At 60.4% G+C, this 19,855-nt stretch carries 19 protein-coding genes and 1 tRNA gene; 6 read left to right on the forward strand and 14 right to left on the reverse strand.

Annotated elements, in window-relative coordinates:
* Window positions 1-121 precede the first annotated feature (121 nt).
* The 6 genes from B3I26_RS07890 to B3I26_RS07915 all read right to left on the reverse strand — a co-directional run bounded on the left by B3I26_RS07890 (window position 122) and on the right by B3I26_RS07915 (window position 5,334).
* Window positions 122-1,162: a DMT family transporter gene (locus B3I26_RS07890; protein ID WP_296256744.1), complete on the reverse strand. Its 1,041-nt coding sequence runs from the start codon at window positions 1,160-1,162 to the stop codon at window positions 122-124.
* Between the two features lie 316 nt (window positions 1,163-1,478).
* Window positions 1,479-1,552, reverse strand: a tRNA-Gly gene (locus B3I26_RS07895).
* A 153-nt stretch (window positions 1,553-1,705) separates the two neighbouring features.
* A complete protein-coding gene (locus B3I26_RS07900; protein WP_296256746.1) occupies window positions 1,706-2,590 on the reverse strand; it encodes an alpha/beta fold hydrolase in 885 nt (294 codons plus the stop codon).
* Window positions 2,591-2,891: 301 nt separating this feature from the next.
* Window positions 2,892-3,584, reverse strand: coding sequence for a pseudouridine synthase (locus tag B3I26_RS07905; RefSeq protein ID WP_296256748.1), 693 nt, complete (start codon window positions 3,582-3,584; stop codon window positions 2,892-2,894).
* A gap of 41 nt (window positions 3,585-3,625) precedes the next feature.
* Window positions 3,626-3,856 carry a cysteine-rich CWC family protein gene (locus tag B3I26_RS07910; RefSeq protein ID WP_296256750.1) on the reverse strand — a complete coding sequence of 77 codons (231 nt, stop codon included), beginning with the start codon at window positions 3,854-3,856 and terminating at the stop codon, window positions 3,626-3,628.
* On the reverse strand, window positions 3,853-5,334 hold the full coding sequence (locus B3I26_RS07915; protein ID WP_296256753.1) for a sensor domain-containing diguanylate cyclase: 1,482 nt from the start codon (window positions 5,332-5,334) through the stop codon (window positions 3,853-3,855). The genes B3I26_RS07910 and B3I26_RS07915 overlap by 4 nt, the downstream gene beginning before the upstream one ends.
* A gap of 439 nt (window positions 5,335-5,773) precedes the next feature.
* On the opposite strand from B3I26_RS07915, the gene B3I26_RS07920 reads away from it, so the two are divergent.
* Window positions 5,774-6,325, forward strand: a complete 552-nt coding sequence (locus B3I26_RS07920; RefSeq protein WP_296256756.1) for a hypothetical protein — start codon at window positions 5,774-5,776, stop codon at window positions 6,323-6,325.
* 101 nt (window positions 6,326-6,426) lie between these two features.
* Here B3I26_RS07920 and B3I26_RS07925 read toward each other — a convergent pair whose 3' ends face one another.
* Window positions 6,427-7,539 carry an enoyl-CoA hydratase/isomerase family protein gene (locus B3I26_RS07925; protein ID WP_296256759.1) on the reverse strand — a complete coding sequence of 371 codons (1,113 nt, stop codon included), beginning with the start codon at window positions 7,537-7,539 and terminating at the stop codon, window positions 6,427-6,429.
* A gap of 164 nt (window positions 7,540-7,703) precedes the next feature.
* On the opposite strand from B3I26_RS07925, the gene ung reads away from it, so the two are divergent.
* On the forward strand, window positions 7,704-8,399 hold the full coding sequence (ung, locus tag B3I26_RS07930) for a uracil-DNA glycosylase (protein ID WP_296256760.1): 696 nt from the start codon (window positions 7,704-7,706) through the stop codon (window positions 8,397-8,399).
* A gap of 20 nt (window positions 8,400-8,419) precedes the next feature.
* Here ung and B3I26_RS07935 read toward each other — a convergent pair whose 3' ends face one another.
* The 4 genes from B3I26_RS07935 to B3I26_RS07950 all read right to left on the reverse strand — a co-directional run bounded on the left by B3I26_RS07935 (window position 8,420) and on the right by B3I26_RS07950 (window position 12,494).
* Complete coding sequence (locus B3I26_RS07935; RefSeq protein ID WP_296256762.1) at window positions 8,420-9,466, reverse strand: AbrB family transcriptional regulator; 1,047 nt, start codon at window positions 9,464-9,466, stop codon at window positions 8,420-8,422.
* Complete coding sequence (locus B3I26_RS07940; RefSeq protein ID WP_296256764.1) at window positions 9,459-10,973, reverse strand: tripartite tricarboxylate transporter permease; 1,515 nt, start codon at window positions 10,971-10,973, stop codon at window positions 9,459-9,461. The genes B3I26_RS07935 and B3I26_RS07940 overlap by 8 nt, the downstream gene beginning before the upstream one ends.
* Before the next feature lies 1 nt (window position 10,974).
* The gene (locus B3I26_RS07945; protein WP_296256766.1) at window positions 10,975-11,433 is read right to left on the reverse strand and encodes a tripartite tricarboxylate transporter TctB family protein; all 459 of its coding nucleotides are present in this window, start codon (window positions 11,431-11,433) and stop codon (window positions 10,975-10,977) included.
* Between the two features lie 77 nt (window positions 11,434-11,510).
* The gene (locus B3I26_RS07950) at window positions 11,511-12,494 is read right to left on the reverse strand and encodes a Bug family tripartite tricarboxylate transporter substrate binding protein (protein ID WP_296256828.1); all 984 of its coding nucleotides are present in this window, start codon (window positions 12,492-12,494) and stop codon (window positions 11,511-11,513) included.
* A gap of 473 nt (window positions 12,495-12,967) precedes the next feature.
* On the opposite strand from B3I26_RS07950, the gene B3I26_RS07955 reads away from it, so the two are divergent.
* Both B3I26_RS07955 and B3I26_RS07960 read left to right on the forward strand, forming a co-directional pair.
* Window positions 12,968-13,639: a response regulator gene (locus tag B3I26_RS07955; protein ID WP_296256769.1), complete on the forward strand. Its 672-nt coding sequence runs from the start codon at window positions 12,968-12,970 to the stop codon at window positions 13,637-13,639.
* A complete protein-coding gene (locus B3I26_RS07960) occupies window positions 13,632-15,047 on the forward strand; it encodes a sensor histidine kinase (protein WP_296256775.1) in 1,416 nt (471 codons plus the stop codon). Before B3I26_RS07955 ends, B3I26_RS07960 begins: the two co-directional genes overlap by 8 nt.
* Before the next feature lie 45 nt (window positions 15,048-15,092).
* Here the strand turns inward: B3I26_RS07960 and B3I26_RS07965 are convergent, their stop codons facing one another.
* Together B3I26_RS07965 and B3I26_RS07970 are read right to left on the reverse strand one after the other, a co-directional pair.
* The gene (locus B3I26_RS07965; protein ID WP_296256777.1) at window positions 15,093-15,914 is read right to left on the reverse strand and encodes an HDOD domain-containing protein; all 822 of its coding nucleotides are present in this window, start codon (window positions 15,912-15,914) and stop codon (window positions 15,093-15,095) included.
* A gap of 67 nt (window positions 15,915-15,981) precedes the next feature.
* Entirely contained in the window at window positions 15,982-16,923 is a 942-nt protein-coding gene (locus tag B3I26_RS07970) for a YgfZ/GcvT domain-containing protein (protein ID WP_296256780.1), read from the reverse strand.
* A gap of 166 nt (window positions 16,924-17,089) precedes the next feature.
* Here B3I26_RS07970 and B3I26_RS07975 point away from each other — a divergent pair, with 166 nt between their 5' ends.
* On the forward strand, window positions 17,090-17,344 hold the full coding sequence (locus B3I26_RS07975; protein WP_296256783.1) for a succinate dehydrogenase assembly factor 2: 255 nt from the start codon (window positions 17,090-17,092) through the stop codon (window positions 17,342-17,344).
* Entirely contained in the window at window positions 17,328-17,795 is a 468-nt protein-coding gene (locus B3I26_RS07980; RefSeq protein ID WP_296256785.1) for a protein YgfX, read from the forward strand. The genes B3I26_RS07975 and B3I26_RS07980 overlap by 17 nt, the downstream gene beginning before the upstream one ends.
* On the opposite strand, the gene nadB is transcribed toward B3I26_RS07980, so the two are convergent.
* Entirely contained in the window at window positions 17,764-19,380 is a 1,617-nt protein-coding gene (gene nadB, locus B3I26_RS07985) for an L-aspartate oxidase (RefSeq protein ID WP_296256787.1), read from the reverse strand. The genes B3I26_RS07980 and nadB overlap by 32 nt on opposite strands.
* Between the last annotated feature and the right edge of the window lie 475 nt (window positions 19,381-19,855).

Below are 19,855 nucleotides of genomic sequence, written 5' to 3' on the forward strand. Positions count from 1 at the left end.
TATTGGTTACGGCTTTGCTGAAAGGTGGCCGTCCAGCTAATAAGCCTTCCTATATAAGAGAGGGCGCCCGCTCGACATAAACAGACCTGACTAGGCGATGCGTGTGCAGCGAACGCTTACCCTAATGGGTATGCCTGTGGTGGATATCCGGAAAGTGGGGATGACTATGTCGGATCTGCGCGTGCTCATGAACATGGCTGTGTGCACCTGTCCCGCTCCATTCGAAAGAATGTTCGTGCTGATGATGCTCGTCGTGAACGTGGCGATGGTCATGCTTTAAAGTTACGTGCTGATGCTCATGCGCGTGGCTCTCGGTAAGGTGAAGCCATACTCCCACTCCCATCAAGACGGCGGCTGCCCAAAAAGAAACTGTCACAGCCTCGCCCATCGCTAAGATTGCGATGGCTGCACCCAAGAACGGCGCAGTCGAAAAGTACGCCCCGGTGCGCGCTGAACCAAGGCTACGCAGGGCCAGGACAAAGAGCACCAGACTGACGCCATACCCTAGAAAACCAAGCGTTAGCGTCGGGGCGAGCACTGATAAATCAGACAACCGAGATCCCAGCAACAGGGCTAACGAACAATTCACCAGCCCGGCTACCAAACCTTTGAACCCTGCCAAAAAGAGCGCGTCCGTGGCAGAAACCTTGCGTGTCAGATTGTTATCTATGGCCCAGCACAGACACGCCGCGCAGACCGCTAATGGCCCTAACCAGTCATCAATCTGCATGCTTTCCACAGGCCAGGCTAAAACCACGCCGCCCGCGATAATCGCCACCATGCCGCAGACGATACGCCGATCAGCGTTTTCCTTGAACACAACCCAAGCCAATAACGCAGTCAGCACTGCTTCTAGGTTGAGCATCAAAGACGCCGTTGCGCCGGACGTTCTGGTTAATCCGAACATCAGCGCAACGGGCCCGAGCACTCCCCCGAACGCGATTGCACCGAGCAGCCAAGGCCATTCGGATGGCGCCAGACCGACCTGTTTCCAGCCACGGTCACGAACAAGACGAACGATTGTCAGACCCAGACCGCTGCCAAGGTAGAGAAGGCCTGCTAGTAACACAGGCGAAACGTCGACCCCGAGCAGCTTGGCAAGCGGTGTGCTGGCACCGAATAACGCAGCGGCGGCCAATGCATACAAAATGCTCAGGTTCATCACTGACTCCGATCCAGGTATCGTGAGGGGCCATCATACCCTGAGGCGCACGACCTGCTTTGCTTGCCAAAGTGGATCGGCCGCACGCTTACGTCTTCCGGCATGGGGCTGACAAAGCGCTTCCACGCGCTCGCATTGCATTATTAGGCTCTTTCAGCGGTTATGGACAGACGTGCATTGACTGCACGAGCGCGCGGGTCTGGGAGCTGAGCTGAGCTGAGCTGAGCTGAGCGGTTAAGGAAGTAAAAAGAGGGGGGGGGGCAGCGAGAAACAGCTACCTCTAACAAGAGGTGCCACTTGAAGGCATTGAAAAAACTGGAGCGGGTGAAGGGAATCGAACCCTCGTTATCAGCTTGGGAAGCTGGAGTAATGCCATTATACGACACCCGCTTTTGACGCTTTCAGCGGCTGACTTTGTACCAGAAGCGCACGGCGAATTGAAGCTTTAAATGTGGAGCAAGCCAATCCGTGCGTGATAGGCAGACCCGGATTTCATTTGTCGAATGCCACCGCCGAATGAATCCGCTGCCCAGAATCCCCCAATCATGTTGCAAATGCAGGTTGCGTTTGTACCTGCAGGTGGCTCGTTCGGTCGGGTTCTGGCACTGGGGAGAGGAAGTTTCTTAAGGCGTTGCGGGAGTCCAGGCAGGCGTTCCTGTGTTCCATGTCCAGAAAGTGCCCGGCGCTTTTGATGGTGGTGAAGTGGCAGTCGCGGATGTGGTTGCTGAACAGCCGGGCGTCGTGCGCGGCGGTGTAGTCGTCCCACTCGCCGTTGATGAACAGCACGGGCACGTTGATGCGTTTGGCGGCTTTGAGCTGGTTTTGTGTGTCAGCGTCCAGCACGTGAGTGATGTGGTGGTGCATTTGCGCATATTCGTGGGGCGCCAGGGAGCTGAGGTGTTTGTAATTGAAACGCTTGAACAGCGAAGGCAGGTGTTTACCGAGGGTGGTGTTGACCAGCGTCCCCACTTCGTTGCGATCAAAAGCCCCGAAATGTTGCTGACCGCGGATGAGGTAATCATGCATGTGTTCATTGATGACCGGGGAGAACGAGCTGATCACGGCTTTTTCGATCCGTTTCGGGCGGTGCGCCAGTGCGACCAGGGCAGCGGCGCCACCCCAGGAAAACGACAGCAGGTGTTCGGCGTGGAAGTGGTCGACCAGCTCCAGCAGGATCTGGCCTTCGACGTCCTTGCTCAGCGGTGTTCGATGGGGGTTGTGGGGCTTGGATTTACCCGCATAGGGCTGATCGTAGAGCACCACGTTAAAGCGCGGATGCAGGTTGCGAAGGGTCTGGGCGAAAGATGCAGTGGTGGCCATTGAGCCGTTGACCATAATGATGGTCTTGGCCGCGGCCTCTGCGCGATAGAACTCCGTGTAAACGCGAAATTGACCCTGTATATCAAGCACCGCAATTTCTGGCCTCATACCCATGTCTCCTGACGTTAAACAGGTGTGCGTACTCACGTTGCACATGTTTCGTGACAGGTAGGCAATGCCTTGAAGAGGATTCGTGTCGGTCCCGGACATTCTGGCTGACCGGTATTGTTATGGCGGACGGCTCACCCAGTGTGTGCTTCACGCCCCGAAGAGGTGGTCAGGGATTCGTTGAGTTGCGGTGACTGCTCGGGCTATTGCGGATCGCTGTGTGGATTCAAGCAGGTGACGGGTAAACTCGCAATTGTTGCTGGTGCATCCCGGAACAGATCTGCCGAGCGGTCTGGCGATGTCAGATGAGCCCGATTTCCTCAGGCGTCAGTGGGCGGTACTGACCCGGCTCAAGCGCGGGATCCAGCGCCAACGGGCCCATGTGTTCGCGGTGCAGGCCAAGCACTTTATTGTTGAAGAAACCGAACATGCGTTTGACCTGATGGTAACGGCCTTCGACGATGCTCAGGCGCGCGTGATGGCTGTCGAGCAGGGTCAACTGGGCTGGCAGGGTGGTGAGGTCTTCGAAGGCGAAGTAGAAGCCCTGGGCGAACTTCTCGAGGTAGTGCGCGCCGATTTCCTGCTCGGTTTCGACGTAGTAGACCTTCGCCAGCTTGGTCGTCGGCTGGGTCAAGCGTCGCGACCATTGGCCGTCGTTGGTGATGATCATCAGGCCCGAGGTGTTGAAGTCCAGGCGTCCGGCGATATGCAGTTCGTGCTTATCGGGTTCGTCGAGCAGGTCGAGGACCGTGGGATGTTGCGGGTCGGTGGTGGCGCTGACGCAGCCGGGCGGTTTGTGCAGCATGAGATAACGGGCCGGTTTAGCGGTTTGCAGGGTTTGGTCGTCAAGCGTGATATGACTGAATTCGCGGACGTCATGCAGCGGGTCCTTGATCGTCTGCCCATCAACGCGCACGCGGCCTGCGAGCAGTACGAGACGCACCTCCTTGCGGCTGAAGCGGGGCAGGTTGCTGAGAAAGCGGTCGAGGCGCATGACGGGTCGGCGTGTGAGTGAATAGGCAGCGCAGCGCCAGGTTACGGCGCAGGCGCATGTTGAGTCGGTTCGTCCTTCTCGGCTAACCCCGCACATCGTGGGCACAGACAGGCCTTGTTGCGCAACGCTTCGGGCAACCCGGCGAGTATCGCCGGATCAACGGTTTGACTGAAGCACCAGCACGGCCGGTCGACCGTCCGTGGATCGGCCAGGGTGCAGCGGTTGCCCTGGCCGCAGACAGGGCAGATGTCGAGGTTCGCTGAGGAGGTCATGCCAGTTCTGCCATTTCCATACACACTCGATTGCGGCCGCTCTGCTTGGCGCTGTAAAGCGCCCGGTCGGCGCGAGCGATCATGCTTTGAAGGGTATCGCCGGAGTGCAGCTGAGTCAGCCCCAGGCTGACGGTGACCTGCAAGGCAACACCGGTAAACACGTAGGTGTGTTGCTCGGCCAGCAGGCGAATTTTCTCGGCGACGCGTCGGGCACCGCTGCTATTGGTGTCCTGAAGCACGATGATGAACTCCTCGCCGCCCCACCGGCAAATGATGTCGCTGTCGCGCAGGCACCGCCTGACGTCTTCTGCAAAGCCGGTGAGCACTTCATCGCCCGCGAGATGGCCGTGGGTATCGTTGAGTCGCTTGAAGTGATCCAGGTCCAGGAGTATCGCCGACAACGCCTTGTGGTCGCGACGAGACTCGGCAATGGCATTTATCGCGATCCGGTCAAAGCCGCGGCGGTTAGGCAGGCCAGTCAGGCTGTCGACCATCGCCTGGGTTTCGATGCGCAGCTGGAAGCGACGGACCACCCGATTAAGCAGCACCAATACCAACACCATTACCGCCAGGCAGATCGACAGATTGACGTACAGCGACTGACGAATCTCGCTCAGGGCACCGTCTTCGCGCTTGTCGACGAACAGGTACCAGTTCAATTCCGGGATGTAGCGCACGTTAAGAAAGTGCGCGTCGCTTAACACCTCATATTGATAGCTGCCACTTTGCGGTTTTGGCATTTGCGCCTGCAGGTTCTTCAACTCGGGCAGCTCACGCAACACCTGGCCAATCTTCGCGCCTTGTGGGCCGCCGTTGGCACCGGTCAGTACCAGTCGACCGGATGCGTCGACGAAATACACGCTGCGTTGGTAGCGTTCCTGATAGCGGTCGATCAGTTTGATCACCGCGTCCACGGTCAGCCCGACGCCTGTGGCGCCGATGAAGTTGTCGTTGTAATCGAAGACCTTGTAGTTGATGAAGAACGTCAGGCTGTCTTTGTTCGCCAGGTCAACGTCGACGTTGATTTCGTACGGAGCGGCCATGTCGCGCACGCGGTAATACCAAGTGTCGCGGGCCTCGTCGGGCCGGATGTGCTTCAGCACGCCTTTGGCCTGGTAATAGGTGAGGCTGCGGTCGGAAACGAAAAACGAGGTGTAGGTCTCGTAGTGATTCATTACCTCGTTGAGGTAGCGGGTCATCTGCTGCGGATCGCTCTCGCCAGCCACCACCCAGTCGCGCACGAAGGTGTCGCGGGCCATCATCGAGGAAATCAGCACAGGGCGAACCAGGTCTTTCTGGATCTCCGAATACACCGTATCGGATGTTAGCGGCAGTTCGGTGTTGACGATGCTGTCGCGAATGGCATCGCGCGAGGCGAAGTAGCTGAGCATGGATGTCGCAAGAAAGCCGCTCCCGAGGAGAATCACCAACGTCAACAGCAAGGAGCGTTGTGAGTGGAGCGTGGAACGAGGGGGCATGACCAGTCCGCTTGAATAGATAATCCATTAAGCGGGACATGCTAGCCTGAGGCCACCCGATTGCGCTATCGGCGTCTTCAGTTTGCGGCTGACCGGTCAACACATGACCGCGAGCGTCTGCGCCGAAGGTCTCATTGACAAACGTGCGCCTGATGGGCGCTACCTTGCCTAGCTCCGCTGATCAGCGATGGGGTGTTTGTTGCAGCGAACGACGCCCCTTGAAGGCATCGATGGCGGGGTGTTGTGCTGCGCCGCCGGCGTCAATGCTGAGGTTTACCAATGCCGGTAGCGTCCACCGATCAAGCGTGCCGTCCGGCGGCTTAGGCGTAAGTTAGGGCACTGAGTGGGGATCCTGCAGTCTGATGTCATGTTCTCGGCAGTTGCGGGAACGCCGACCAGCGCCGCTGGTTCGAGCTCTATCGCGGTCCAGGAGGCCGCCATGTATCGACGAAGCTTGCTTTCCGTTCTGATGACGTTGTCCCTAGCGGGTTGCTATGGAGGCTACTACGAGCAAGAGACCTATACGCAGCCTGTTTACAGTGGCGGCTACGTGGATGACGGCTACCGCCCCTACGCCCCGGCGGCGGTCTACGGATCCTCGGTTTATTACTCCTCGCCACGTTATTACTCCTCGCCGGGCTACTACCCGGCGCCGCGTTACTACTCACCGCCCCGGTATTACGCGCCACCGCCTCGTAACTACGGCCCGGGCCCAGGCTACGGCGGCCGCCCCGGTTATGGTGGTGGCCAGTGGAATGGTGGAGGGGGCGGCTACCACAGTGGGGGCGGTTCGGGCTATCGGCCACCTCCCCCAGGCCAAGGGCCTCGTCCCGGCGGCGGAGGCGGGGGCGGCCCTGGTGCCGGCTGGAATGGCAACCATGGAGGTGGGGGTGGTGGTCCGATACCGGGAAGGCCGTCAGGTGGCAACCACCGCGAGGACGGCAACTTCGGTCGGGGCGGTCATGGTGGGCCGGGCGGCGGGAATCGCTAAGGCGCCAGGGTAGACCGGGAGGGAGTAGCCTGCGCCAGGCTCGATAGGAATCTCGTGCTGCCCGCCTTGCAGCTTGAATCTCGAGCCTGGCGCTGTTCATTTCAGTATTCGGATAAATCCGCCAACGGGTGCCGTCCTTCCCACGCCTTCTCGAAGTGCGCATCCACCACAGCGAGTGGGATTGCCGCGATGTCCGGCCAGTGCCAATGCGGGGTGTGATCCTTATCGATGAGCCGCGCCCGCACGCCTTCGCTGAACTCAGGATGCCGGCAGCAGTTTAGGCTCATGCTGTATTCCATCTGCAACGCTTGGGCCAATGACATGCGCCGCGCCCGCGCGAGTTGCTCCCAGACCAACAACGCGGTCATCGGGCAACCTTCAGTCAGGGTTTTTGCCGCCTTGGCCAGCAATGGGTCCTGCGAATGAAGCTGGTGTTTGAGGGCATTCCACGCACAGGCCCCATCTGCAACGTCCAGCAGTTCATCGATCTGCTGCCGACGGGGCAACCATTGGGCTTGAGGCAGGTGCTCAAGCGCTTCCTGTTGCAACGCCTTGAACAGGCTTATGAGCTGAGCGGCGGTCTGTTCCTGCCAGTTGAGTTGCAGCAGACGGTCGATCAGCTCTTCCTGCTGGTCGTCGCGCAGGAATTGATCGGCCAGGCCCAGATCCAGCGCGTCCCGGCCGTTGACGTGCGACCCGGTCAACCCCAGGAACAGCCCCAGTTTGCCCGGCAGGCGCGAAAGAAACCAACTGGCGCCGACGTCCGGGTACAGGCCGATACTGATTTCAGGCATCGCTAGCCGACTGCTCGGTGTGACCACGCGAGTGCTGGCTGCCTGCAATAGCCCCATGCCTCCGCCGAACACGTAACCGTGGCCCCAGCAGATCAGCGGCTTGGGGAATGTGTGCAGGGTGTAGTCCAGGCGGTATTCGGCGGCGAAGAACTGCGCGGCCAGCGGCGGCACCGTCCCAGGCTTGTCTCGCCCGGCTTCTACCAGCGCGCGCACGTCGCCACCTGCGCAGAAGGCTTTCTCGCCATTGCCACGCAGCAGCACGCAAACGACCTGAGGATCACTGGCCCAAGCCTCGAGGCGATCCTGTAGCGCCACGACCATCGGCAGGGATAACGCATTCAAGGATTTTTCCGCGTCCAGCGTGGCAATCCCCAGGCGAGCGCCGTCGGTTCCTGTGAGTTCTTCGAATTGCAGGTTCATCGTTACCTCGCGTAGGACAGGCATGCATCAGGGCTGTGAGTGCCCTGGATGCCGGGAAGTTGCAATCGGCTGTGCCCAGCAGTGTAGGAAACCCATGTGGCGCTGCGCTGGAAATAATCGGCCACAGCCCCTAAAGTCCGCGCATTGTTTTCTCGGATATGACCATGACTGACGACGACCGCATCAAACTTGAGCCCAGTTGGAAACAGGCCCTTCGCGAGGAGTTTGAAAAGCCCTACATGGGTGAACTGCGTGAGTTCCTGCGCCAGCAGCACGCCGCAGGCAAGCAGATCTATCCGCCGGGCCCGCTGATCTTCAATGCGCTGAATTCGACGCCACTGGACAACGTGAAAGTGGTCATCCTCGGCCAGGACCCTTACCACGGCCCGAACCAGGCCCACGGCCTATGCTTTTCGGTGCAGCCAGGCATCCCGGCGCCGCCGTCGCTGGTCAACATTTATAAAGAGCTCAAGCGCGACCTGAATATTGATATCCCGAATCATGGCTACCTGCAGTCGTGGGCCGATCAGGGCGTGCTGATGCTCAACACCACCCTGACCGTCGAACGGGCCAATGCGGCCTCTCACGCAGGTAAGGGTTGGCAGCACTTCACCGACAGGATCATCGAAATCGTCAGCGCGCATCAGCCGCACCTGGTGTTCCTGCTGTGGGGCTCCCACGCCCAGAGCAAGAAAAAGCTGATCGACGCCTCCAAACACCTGATCCTGACCTCCGTGCACCCCTCACCGCTGTCGGCCTATAAAGGCTTTCTGGGTTGCGGGCATTTCAGCCTGGCCAACAAGTATCTGCAGCAAAACGGTTTGACGCCTATTGATTGGCGGTTGCCTGCGCAGGTGTGAAACGCGCCTGGCGACTGCTGCTAAAGATTTGAACTCCCGCAAGGCTGCCGATTCCAGTAGCGAAACAACGGCTCGGCCAGGAACAATACAAACAGCAGCCTCATGACCTGCATCGCCGTGACCAGCGGTACCGACAGTTGCAGCACTTCTGCGGTGAGGCTCATCTCGGCGATGCCGCCGGGCATCATGCCCAGCGTTAGGGAGCGCAGGTCCAGGTGGGTCGCCGCGCTCAGAGCCAATGCGCAGAGCGCGGCGATGCTCATGGTCAACACCGTGCCCAGCAGGGTACGCCCTATAAAGGAAGGCGCGCGGCGGAAGAAGGTGCGGTTGAAATGACACCCCAGCCCGCTGCCGATCAGCCATTGCCCCATCTGGCTGCCGCCGTCAGGCAAACCGATGTGCAAGTCGAAACCGATGCTGACCACGGCGCTGACCAGCAAAGGGCCGAACAGCCAGGGGTTGGGTTGCTTGAGTCGTTGCCAGCCCCACGCGACCCCAGCGCCGAGTGGAAAGAGCAGCATCAACCACGACCCATTGACGACCGCGTCATTCACGGGCGGGCCGCCACTGCCCATCAGATATTTGAAAATCGCCGGAACGCACAGCACCACCGCCAGCACGCGCAGGCTCTGGCCCGCCGCGACGTTGCTGAGAATGGCGCCATTGCGCGCGCCAAGGTTGACCATTTCGCCTGACCCACCCGGCATGCTGGAAAAGAACGCCGTTGCGCGGTCTTCCCCGGTGCGCAGCATCAGCCACACCCCGACCACGCTGGAGACGCTGGTCACCAGTGCACCGAAGAAAATCAGACCGAAATGCGAAAGCACTTGCTCGATGACGATGGGGGTGAAGTGCAGGCCGATCCCGATGCCGACCACCCATTGGCCGCATTTGCGACCGCCGGGGATTTCAGCCAGTTGCCATGGGGTCAGGCAGCGGACCAGGATGATCGCCAGCAACGAGCCGACCATCCAGGGCAGGGGCCAGCCGACCTGGCTGGCGAGGTAACCCCCCGACAGGCCGACCAGCGGTGTTCCCCACCATGTCTTGAAGGGCCGATCAGACATCGGCCAGTGCGCGACGCTGAACCGAACGTTTGCGCCAGATACGAATCAGCGGCAGCACCAACATGCACGCGGTCACCACCCAAACGCCGAGGGTGATCGGGCTGGACCAGAGAATGTCCATCGAGCCGTTGGAAATCGACAGCGCGCGGCGCAGGTTTTGCTCCATCAGTCCGCCAAGGATGAAGCCCAGCAGGATGGGCGACAGCGGAAAGTCCAGCTTGCGCAGGATGTAGCCGAAGATGCCAATGCCCACCATCAGGAACAGGTCGAAGGTGGTGGCGTGAACTGCGTAGACGCCGATCCCGGTGATGATTGCGATCACCGGCACCAGTGCCCAGTTCGGCACGGCCAGAATGCGGGTGAAGATGCGGATCATCGGGATATTGAGGATCACCAGCATGATGTTGGCGATGAACAATGAGGCAATCAGGCCCCAGACGATATCCGGCTGCTGCTGAAATAGCAGCGGGCCGGGGGTGATGTTGTACAGCGACAACGCGCCGATCATCACCGCCGTGGTGCCTGAGCCCGGTACGCCCAGCGTCAGCATTGGCACCAGAGCCCCGCAGGCAGTCGCGCCGATAGCGGTTTCCGGGGCCGCCAGGCCGCGCATGTCGCCCTGTCCGAATTTGCCGCTGGCACCGGCGATACGTTTCTCGGTCATGTAGGTCACGGCGCTGGCCAGCGTCGCACCCGCACCAGGCAACACGCCCATGATGAAACCCATCAGGCCGCAGCGGATGTTGAGCAGGAACACCGAACTGGCTTCCTTGAAGTTGAACATCATGCGCCCGGTGGCCTTGACCGCTTCCTGGCCGCGATGGGTCTTCTCCAGCAACAGCAGGATCTCGCTGATGGAGAACAGGCCCAGTACCAGCACGACGAACTGAATGCCGTCGGCCAGATGAATGTTGTCGCCGGTGAAGCGATACACGCCGCTGTTGGCATCGATACCGATGCTGGACAGGAACAGGCCAATGAGTGCCGCGACGAACGTCTTGAGCGGTCGATCGCCGGCCATGCCGCCCAGGCACACAATCGCGAAAACCATCAGCACGAAATATTCCGCCGGCCCGAAGGCAATCGCCCACTTGGCCAGCAGCGGGGCAAACATCACCATGCCGCAGGTGGCGATGAACGCGCCGATGAACGAGCTCCATGCCGACAGTGACAACGCCACGCCTGCCAAGCCCTGACGGGCCATCGGGTAGCCGTCCAGCGCGGTCATCACGGTGGACGCCTCGCCAGGGATGTTGAGCAGGATCGAGCTGATGCGTCCGCCGTATTCGCAGCCCAGATACACCGCCGCCAACAGGATAAGCGCCGATTCCGGCGGCAGGCCGAGGGCGAACGCGATCGGGATCAGCAGGGCCACGCCGTTGATCGGGCCCAGCCCCGGCAGCAGGCCGACGATGGTGCCGATCAAGGTACCGGAAAGGGCGGTGACCAGGTTGTACGGGGTCAGTGCGACGCCGAAGCCCTGGCCGAGATAGCCGAGAGTGTCCATATCAGTTCTCCAGAACGTCGAGCAGGCCAAGGGGCAGGGGCACATCCATCACTTTGTCGAAGAGCACGTACAGCAGGATGCTCATCACGAGGGTAATGACGATGCTCGGCAGCCACCGGCCGCCATACAGCCGGGCCATGGGGATGCCGATCAGGATGCTGCTGAGCACGAAGCCTAGCGGCTCGAAGAGGCCGGCGAACACCAGCAACAACAGGGTGCAGATGCCAATCTTGATCAGCGTTGGACGGTCCAGCGGCGGTTCGTCTTCGGAATGTTTGATCGGCGTCGGCCGAAACATCATGTACAGCAGAGAAATACCCATGAGCGCCAGCATCAGCAGCGGAAAGGCACGTGGGCCAACAGGTTCGTAGGAAAACGGCGCCTGATAAGGCCACGCCATCAGCGCAAGACCGATGCAGGCCAACAGCAGCACAAAAGCGAAAAGTCGTTGCAAGACCATGGAAAGCTCCTGGGTTACGCCGCGAAGAAGGCGGCGTAAGCCCTAGTCGGTCAGTGAGAGCCAGTCAAACCAGGCATTTACTGAATCAGGCCGAATTCCTTGGCCAGCATCTTGTAATCGGCGACCTGTTTCTTCACGTAGGCGTCCAGCTCCGGGCCGGTCATCGCGAACGGGAACAACTCGCGCTGGTCTCGCAGCTTGGCGAAGTCATCGGACGCCAGCAGCTTGTCGAACGAGGCTTTCCACCAGTTGTAATCGTCGTCGCTGACCTTCGGCCCCAGGTAGAAGCCGCGCACCACCGGCCAGACGATGTCGTAGCCTTGTTCCTTGGCCGTCGGGATGTGTTTCATTTCCGGCTCGTCCAGACGCTCGTCGGAGAACACCGCCAGCAAGCGCATGTCGCCGCTGAGGATGTGTGGCATGGAGTCGGAAATATCGGTAGAGCCCACCTGAATGTGGCCACCGAGCAGGGCCGTAGCGATTTCACCGCCGCCTTCGAGGGCTACGTAACGCAGGTCGCGCGGATTGATACCGGCGGCCTTGGCGATCAGCGCGGTCTGCATCCAGTCCTGGCTGCCGACGGTGCCGCCTGAGCCGATGACGACTTTGCTCGGGTCGGCTTTCAGCGCTTTGACCAGGTCATCGAGGTTCTTGTAGGGCGAGTCGGCCTTGACCGCGATGGCGCCGTAGCTGGTGCCTACTGCGGCCAGCCAACGCACGGCGTTTTCGTCGAAACGACCGAACTTGCCTTGGGCCAGGTTGAGCAGCGAACCGCTGGACCAGGCAACCAGCGTGCCCGCATCGGCAGGACGTTGCGCCACCACTGCGTTGTACGCCACCGCGCCCACGCCGCCCGGCATGTACGTCACACGCATCGGTTTGCTCAGCAGCTTTTCGTTAACCAGCGCGCTTTGCGCCAGTTTGCAGGTCAGGTCGAAGCCACCACCCGGCGAGGCTGGCGCGATGCATTCAGGGCGGTTGGGCTCGGCCCACAATTGAGTGGCTACCAGCATGCAGCTGGCAGCGACGCAGATACGGCGCAACGATAGGTTCATGGTCAGTCTCCGAAGGAGTTGTTGTTCTGGATGCGTTCGGGTTAGCGATCAGACTGTCGTTCCACGGCATTGCGAGCCTGGGGCGATCATGTCAATCACGGGAAAACGGGACGTGACGATGCACAGCGCGGCGTGGCGAAGTGTACTCAAAACAGGACGGGGTTCAGACGGCGCTATGGCCGGGATATGCAGTGATGGCATCACCGGTGACTCCGATATTGTTTTTATTGTTGAAAACGCATCGAGGCGTTTTTCGTCACGACCTTGGACGATACGCATGCGCACAGGGCGCATTTGTAACGAGTCGTGGCAGGATCCTAATCAGCGAAGCTTTCATTAACCTTTCAACGACCTTTCATGAAGCTTTCAGGTGAAGACTTTCGAACGCCGATGCCGGATTTTCGACGGTTTGAGCCTTCACAGCCAACGTTGCGCCTGTAAACTCCGCCTCCACCAAATGCTCCAGTCGGGAGAAGCCGATGCGTGTCCTGCTTGTCGAAGATCACCTGCAGCTGGCTGAAAGTGTCGCGCTTGCGCTCAAGGGCAGCGGGTTGACCGTGGATGTTCTGCATGATGGTGTGGCCGCTGACCTGGCGCTGGGCAGCGAAGAATATGCCGTGGCGATTCTCGATGTCGGTCTGCCGCGGATGGACGGTTTCGATGTGTTGGCCAGGCTGCGCGCTCGGGGCAAGAACACGCCAGTGTTGATGCTCACTGCGCGCAGCGACGTCAAGGATCGCGTGCACGGCCTGAACCTGGGGGCCGACGACTACCTGGCAAAGCCTTTCGAATTGTCCGAGCTGGAGGCGCGGGTCAAGGCGCTGTTGCGTCGCAGTGTGCTGGGCGGCGAACGTCAGCAACGATGCGGGGTGTTGATCTACGATCTGGACACGCGACGCTTCACCCTGGGGGACGAGGCACTGACCCTGACGTCTCGCGAGCAGTCGGTGCTCGAAGCCCTCATCGCCCGCCCGGGCCGGGTGATGAGCAAGGAACAACTGGCCGCGCAGGTTTTCGGTCTGGACGAGGAGGCCAGCGCCGACGCCATCGAAATCTACGTGCATCGCCTGCGCAAAAAGCTCGATGGGCACCCCATCGCCATCGTGACATTCCGGGGGCTGGGTTACCTGCTGGAAAGCCGGGATGCTTAACCCGTTCCCGTCAGCGGAAAACAGCCTGCGCTGGCGGCTGCTGTGGAACCTGGGCTTGCTGCTGGTGGTGTTGATGATCGCCAGCGGCATGAGTGCTTACTGGAACGGTCGGGAAGCCGCAGATATCGCTTACGATCGCACCCTGCTGGCCTCGGCCCGGACCATCGCCGCGGGGCTGTCCGAGCGTGACGGCACGCTTAGCGCCGATGTGCCCTACGTCGCCCTGGATACCTTTGCTTACGACAGCGCCGGACGGATTTACTACCAGGTCAACGATATCCATCAGAAGCTGATCTCCGGCTACGAAAACCTGCCCGCGCCGCCGCTGGGAACCCCGCGCACCGATGACTACCCGGCACTGGCCAAATTCTACAGCGCCCGTTATCAGGGCCAGGATGTGCGCGTGGTGAGTCTGCTCAAAGCCGTCAGTGAGCCGAACATGAACGGCGTTGCCGAAATTCGCGTGGCCGAAACCGAAGAGCAACGGGTGAACATGGCCCGCAGCCTGATGGCCGATACCCTGCTGCGGTTGGGGATGCTTGGCAGTGGTGCATTATTGCTGGTGTGGTTCACCGTCAGCGCCGCGCTGCGCCCGCTGGATCGTCTGCGCACGGCGGTGGAAGAGCGTCAGCCCGATGACCTGCGTTCGTTACCCCTGGTAGAGGTGCAGCACGAGTTGCGTCCTCTGGTGAGTTCGCTGAACCATTTTACGGGACGGTTGCGCATGCAGTTCGAGCGACAGGCCCAGTTCATCGCCGATGCGGCCCACGAACTGCGCACCCCTCTTGCGGCGTTGAAGGCTCGGGTCGAGCTGGGGCTGCGCAGCCAGGACCCGGCCGGATGGCGCAGCACCCTGGAAAGCGCGGCATCGGGCACCGACAAGCTAACCCATCTGGCCAACCAGCTGCTTTCGCTGGCGCGCATCGAAAACGGCGCCCGGGCGATTGCCGAGGGCGGTGCGCAGTCGCTGGATCTGAGTCAGCTGGCCCGGGAGCTGGGCATGGCCATGGCGCCGTTGGCGCATGCGCGGGGCGTTGCGTTGGCGCTGGAAGCGGACGCGCCGGTGTGGATGCGCGGCGAGCCGACACTGCTCAATGAACTGCTCAGCAACCTTGTGGATAATGCCTTGGCGCATACACCGCCGGGCGGCAATGTTGTACTGCGGGTGCACTCACCCTGTGTACTGGAGGTCGAGGATGATGGCCCAGGCATCCCGCTGCATGAGCGCGACCGCGTATTCGAGCGGTTTTACCGGCGCCATCAGCAAGGTGCGGGGGCGGGGCTGGGGTTGGCCATCGTCGGCGAAATCTGCCGTGCGCATCTGGCGCAGATCACTTTGCACGATGGTGCGCAGCGGGGCTTGAAGGTGAGGGTAACGTTTGCAGCGCCGGAGGGCGAGGTGCGGTAGACACACTCCTATCGATCACACAGCACGTCATTGGGTATGAGGCGCTCAGTACAACAGCGTCATCGCATCATTCATCTGCCCGATCAGCTCGCCGCTGGCCATGTTCAATCCCAATTGTGCCGCGGCGGGCATGCCCAGTACGTCGAGGTTTGGGTAAGGCCGGCCCGTGACTTCATGCACGTGCACGGTCGCGACCTGGACCAGATCCACGTAATCGGCTTGCTGGGAAACCCGGCTGAAATCCTGAAACTGACGTGGCACGATTGCCAGGGCGTCCGGGAAATCCCATGAACGCAGCAAGCGTTCGCCAATGATCGGGTGAATGCGCTCGATCACATGATTAAGGCTCACGGCGTCAGCCAGCAATTCGAAGTTGTCCTCGGCGTAGGTCAGGATCGGCAGCACCCCAATGAGATGAATCAACCCCGCCAGCGTTGCCTTGTCAGCCTTGAGGTGGCTGCGTCGGTAGCTCAGTAGGTTGCTCACGCCGGCCACTTGCAGGCTGAGCTTCCAGATATCGCGCATCTTGTTTTCGATCACATAGGATTTGGCGTGGAACATCTGCTCCACCACCAGCCCTATCGCGAGGTTGCAGGTGTAATTCACGCCGAGGCGACGCACCGCGGTCAGGACGTCGCTGACCTCGAAATTAGGTCGCAACAGCGGGCTGTTGACCACCTTGATCAAGCGTGCGGACAGTGCGGTATCACTGCCAATGACCTTGCTCAGCGCAAGGATACTGATTTCAGAGTCTTCGGCAGCCAGACGAATTTTCATCGCTACTTCGGGGAGCGTAGGCAGAAACAGGGCGTCCTTGTCGATCGCCTTGATCAGGTCCCTCTGCACCTCATCAGCCATGCTGCTCATATCGAATCTCTGGATAGTGCATTGCGACACCCCGGCGATACGGGGGCAGGACGCAGACAGCTGCGACTCAACGCTGTGTCTCGAGTTTGGCATCCAAAGTGTAGGGCAGTTCGAGCACTTTCAAGGCCGGGCCATCGGCTGTGCCCAAATGGATGTTGCCGTTCTCGACCGCATCGGCTTGCAGCACTGCCAGTAACTCGATACCGGAGTCGCCACGCGCTGCCACCACGACGTTGCCCACTGCGCTGGCGTGGACCGCAGAGAACAGGGCCGCGCCTGGCTCCGGCACTTCGCTGCCTTCCAGCGACAGGCGATACTGGCGGCGCTTGAGTTTGCCCAGATACTGCATCCGCGCAACGATTTCCTGACCGGTGTAGCAGCCTTTTTTGAAGCTGACGCCACCTACGGCCTGCAAATTGATCATCTGTGGAATGAATTCTTCGCGTGTCTGGGCGAATACCTGACCGATCCCGGCGCGAATCTGCCCCAGCAGCCAGTCGTTCAGTGAGCCCTGAGGCAACTGCGCGGCCAGACGGCTTTGCACATCTGCGGCCTGATCGGCACGAACCCACAGCTCGGCGCGAGCGGGAGAGATGCGGATGGCGATCAGATCGTTGGCGCGCACGACTGCATCGGTATCCTGAGCAAGGTCCAGACCCAGGTTCGCCAGGGCGCTGTCGGCATCGTTCAGTCCAAAGCGGGCCCAGGTAGCGCTTTCGTCGGTCAGTTTGGACTTGGAGAAGACGGCGTACTTTTTCAGGTCCAGCAGCTGCGGCTCGATCAGCTCGTGGGCCATCGCCAGCACCGCGCCGTCACCTTCCAGGAGAATGCGGAAGCTGGACTGCATGCGGCCTTTCTGTGTGCAACGGGCACCGAGCGTGGCTTTGGCCTCGCTCAGATAATCCATATGGCAGGTCAGTTGGCCTTGCAGGAATTTGCTGGCGTCTGCGCCGCGAACGGCGAGCACACCTTCGTGGGAGAGGGGGCAAAAGAAAGCTGAATCGGCCATGAGTCATCGCAGGGGTAAAAGTCTGGGGCACCATCATAGTGCCCAGCCTGGTTTATGGGTATATCCAAGTCTCGATAATGAGCGTGTGCAAAAGCCTGCGACTAAGTGCGGGTTCGCCCGATGACGCTGCCCCTGTATACTCGCCGCCAAATTCGAGGAGCGCTCCATGGTCGAAGAAATTGAACTCAACCGCCTCTTTTGGCACAGCCGTCGCGGCATGCTCGAGCTGGATGTCTTGCTGGTGCCGTTTGTCAAAGAGGTCTACCCCTCGCTCAACGACGTTGACCGCGCGCTCTACGTTCGCCTGCTGACCTGCGAAGACCAGGACATGTTCGTCTGGTTCATGCAGCGCGGAGAATCGGAAGATCCCGAGCTCCAACGCATGGTTCGCATGATTCTGGACCGTGTCCAGCCGAAATGATCGTTTCGAATGCCGCTGGCAGCCCTCCCGAGGCCTGCTGGCGGCATACGTCGGCGCGCAGGCGCTGGCTCTGATATCGCTTGTTCTCCTTGAAATACCCCTATGGGCCAAGTCGGCCGGCGCCTTTGCGTGCCTGCTTCATGGCTTGCGCAATCTGCCGCGCTCGATCCTGTTGAGCGACGATCGGGCTTACACCGGCCTGCGACGAGACGGCCAGGGCTGGGCATTGTGGAACCCACACGAAGGCTGGCAGCCGGTACGACTGAGCCCCGACAGCATCGCCTTACCGCGCGTCGTGGTGCTCAGATTCCGGCCGGCTGGCGGCACTTGGTTTAATCGGTATTGGGCCAGGAGCATTTGCATCCCGAGCGATGCCATGACCCCCGATTTGCACCGGCGTTTGCGGTTGCGTCTGAAATTCAGTCGACGTAGGTGGGCGGCACCAGAATAGTGTCAACGGCCTCAGGCAGCATATCCGGATAATCCAGGGTGTAATGCAGCCCCCGGCTTTCCTTGCGCGCCATGGCCGAGGCGATCATCAGCTCGGCCACCTGGGCCAGGTTGCGCAGCTCGATCAGATCGCGGCTGACCTTGTAGTTGCTGTAGAACTCGTCGATCTCGTCCAGCAACAGCCGTACGCGATGCTGCGCGCGTTGCAGCCGTTTGTTGGTGCGCACGATCCCGACATAATCCCACATGAAGCGCCGCAGTTCGTCCCAGTTATGCGCGATGATCACGTCTTCGTCCGAGTCGGTCACCTGGCTGGCGTCCCAGAACGGCAGGTCTGTGGGTTGAGTGATCTGCGGCAGCTGCGCGACGATATCGGCGGCCGCCGAGCGTGCATAAACGAAGCATTCGAGCAGCGAATTGCTGGCCATGCGGTTCGCGCCATGCAGGCCGGTGAAGCTGGTCTCGCCAATGGCGTACAGCCCCGGCACGTCGCTGCGTCCGTGATGATCGACGACGATGCCGCCACAGGTGTAATGCGCGGCAGGCACTACCGGGATCGGCTGGCGGGTGATGTCGATGCCGAACTCAAGGCAGCGTTCATACACCGTTGGAAAGTGGTGTTTGACGAAATCTTCCGGCTTATGGCTGATGTCCAGATAAACGCAATCGATGCCCAGGCGTTTCATTTCATGATCGATCGCCCGCGCTACGATGTCCCGTGGAGCGAGTTCGGCACGCTCATCGAAGTGCTGCATGAAACGTTCGCCATTAGGCAGCTTCAAGTAAGCGCCTTCACCACGCAGTGCTTCGGTGACCAGAAAGCTCTTGGCCTGCGGGTGATAGAGGCAGGTGGGGTGAAACTGGTTGAATTCCAGATTTGCGACCCGACAGCCCGAGCGCCACGCCATGGCGATGCCGTCGCCGCACGCACCGTCAGGGTTGCTGGTGTAGAGGTACACCTTGGCCGCGCCGCCTGAAGCCAGGATGGTGAAGCGCGCGCTGTGGGTGTCGACTGTACCCGTGGTGCGATCCAGCACGTAGGCGCCGAGGCAGCGCTCGCCGTCAAGGCCCAGCCGGCGTTCGGTGATCAGGTCGACTGCTACCCGTTGTTCGAACAGTTCTATATTGGCCCGAGCCGTGGCCTGGGTGAGCAGCGTGCGGAAAATCGCGGCGCCGGTCGCATCGGCTGCATGGATGATGCGGCGGTGACTGTGACCGCCTTCGCGGGTCAGGTGAAACTCAAAACCGCCGTCTTCGGTGGTCGAGCGGTCATCGCGAGTGAACGGCACGCCCAGGTCAATCAGCCATTTAATCGCTTCCCGGCTGTGCTCGACGGTGAAACGCACCGCTGCTTCATTGCACAGGCCACCACCGGCGTTGAGCGTGTCTTCGACGTGGGATTGAACGGTATCAGCGTCGTCCAGCACCGCTGCAACTCCGCCTTGTGCCCAGAAGGTCGAACCGTTGGACAGGTCGCCCTTGCTCAGAACCGCGATGCGCAAATGACCGGGTAACGTCAGCGCCAGGCTCAATCCGGCCGCGCCGCTGCCGATTACTAAAACGTCGTGCTGGATGTGTCGGCTCATTCTTGTTATCTCGGCTTCCATATGGCCACTAGTATGTAAGGAGTGGTAACGGCACAATGGCCGGGATTTATGGCAATTGTGAATCACAGCGGGAGCGGATTGTGCGCTACCTCGCGACATCGTGCATACCGTTTGGCTGGCCAATTCAGTGTCGAAGAGATGTTGAGTTGGATCCTACAAACCGTGCGGTGTGTGTCTTACGCTCTCCAGCGAAATGTGGGAACTTTTCATAAACCCACACGTTCAATAGAGGGTTGCCGATAAAGGGACAGCGTCGGCGTTATGCGCGGGTTTACCATCCATGCAAGCGCTTTCGACGACAAGATTATTCACGCAGCCGACCTGGTTCGAGCTGCGTTTTTCGTGCGGGCTTACCGATGTTCGCCGGAAACTTGCTTGAAGGGGGGAGAACTTTTGCGAAAAGCCCGAGTCTATGTTTGCAAGCCTGTGAAGCAGCCTCTGCGGCACTCCCTTG

The sequence above is a fragment of the Pseudomonas sp. UBA5706 genome, from assembly GCF_002419965.1.
In the GTDB taxonomy this organism is placed as follows: domain Bacteria; phylum Pseudomonadota; class Gammaproteobacteria; order Pseudomonadales; family Pseudomonadaceae; genus Aquipseudomonas.

Bases quoted from the DNA above. Each gene is read 5' to 3' on its own strand.
- B3I26_RS07890 (WP_296256744.1), bottom strand. From the start codon at position 1,162: ATGAACCTGAGCATTTTGTATGCATTGGCCGCCGCTGCGTTATTCGGT.
- B3I26_RS07905 (WP_296256748.1), bottom strand. From the start codon at position 3,584: ATGCGCCTCGACCGCTTTCTCAGCAACCTGCCCCGCTTCAGCCGCAAG.
- B3I26_RS07940 (WP_296256764.1), bottom strand. From the start codon at position 10,973: ATGGACACTCTCGGCTATCTCGGCCAGGGCTTCGGCGTCGCACTGACC.
- ung (WP_296256760.1), top strand. From the start codon at position 7,704: ATGACTGACGACGACCGCATCAAACTTGAGCCCAGTTGGAAACAGGCC.
- B3I26_RS07965 (WP_296256777.1), bottom strand. From the start codon at position 15,914: ATGAGCAGCATGGCTGATGAGGTGCAGAGGGACCTGATCAAGGCGATC.
- B3I26_RS07920 (WP_296256756.1), top strand. From the start codon at position 5,774: ATGTATCGACGAAGCTTGCTTTCCGTTCTGATGACGTTGTCCCTAGCG.
- B3I26_RS07925 (WP_296256759.1), bottom strand. From the start codon at position 7,539: ATGAACCTGCAATTCGAAGAACTCACAGGAACCGACGGCGCTCGCCTG.
- nadB (WP_296256787.1), bottom strand. From the start codon at position 19,380: ATGAGCCGACACATCCAGCACGACGTTTTAGTAATCGGCAGCGGCGCG.
- B3I26_RS07960 (WP_296256775.1), top strand. From the start codon at position 13,632: ATGCTTAACCCGTTCCCGTCAGCGGAAAACAGCCTGCGCTGGCGGCTG.
- B3I26_RS07975 (WP_296256783.1), top strand. From the start codon at position 17,090: ATGGTCGAAGAAATTGAACTCAACCGCCTCTTTTGGCACAGCCGTCGC.
- B3I26_RS07955 (WP_296256769.1), top strand. From the start codon at position 12,968: ATGCGTGTCCTGCTTGTCGAAGATCACCTGCAGCTGGCTGAAAGTGTC.
- B3I26_RS07935 (WP_296256762.1), bottom strand. From the start codon at position 9,466: ATGTCTGATCGGCCCTTCAAGACATGGTGGGGAACACCGCTGGTCGGC.
- B3I26_RS07910 (WP_296256750.1), bottom strand. From the start codon at position 3,856: ATGACCTCCTCAGCGAACCTCGACATCTGCCCTGTCTGCGGCCAGGGC.
- B3I26_RS07945 (WP_296256766.1), bottom strand. From the start codon at position 11,433: ATGGTCTTGCAACGACTTTTCGCTTTTGTGCTGCTGTTGGCCTGCATC.
- B3I26_RS07900 (WP_296256746.1), bottom strand. From the start codon at position 2,590: ATGAGGCCAGAAATTGCGGTGCTTGATATACAGGGTCAATTTCGCGTT.
- B3I26_RS07915 (WP_296256753.1), bottom strand. From the start codon at position 5,334: ATGCCCCCTCGTTCCACGCTCCACTCACAACGCTCCTTGCTGTTGACG.
- B3I26_RS07970 (WP_296256780.1), bottom strand. From the start codon at position 16,923: ATGGCCGATTCAGCTTTCTTTTGCCCCCTCTCCCACGAAGGTGTGCTC.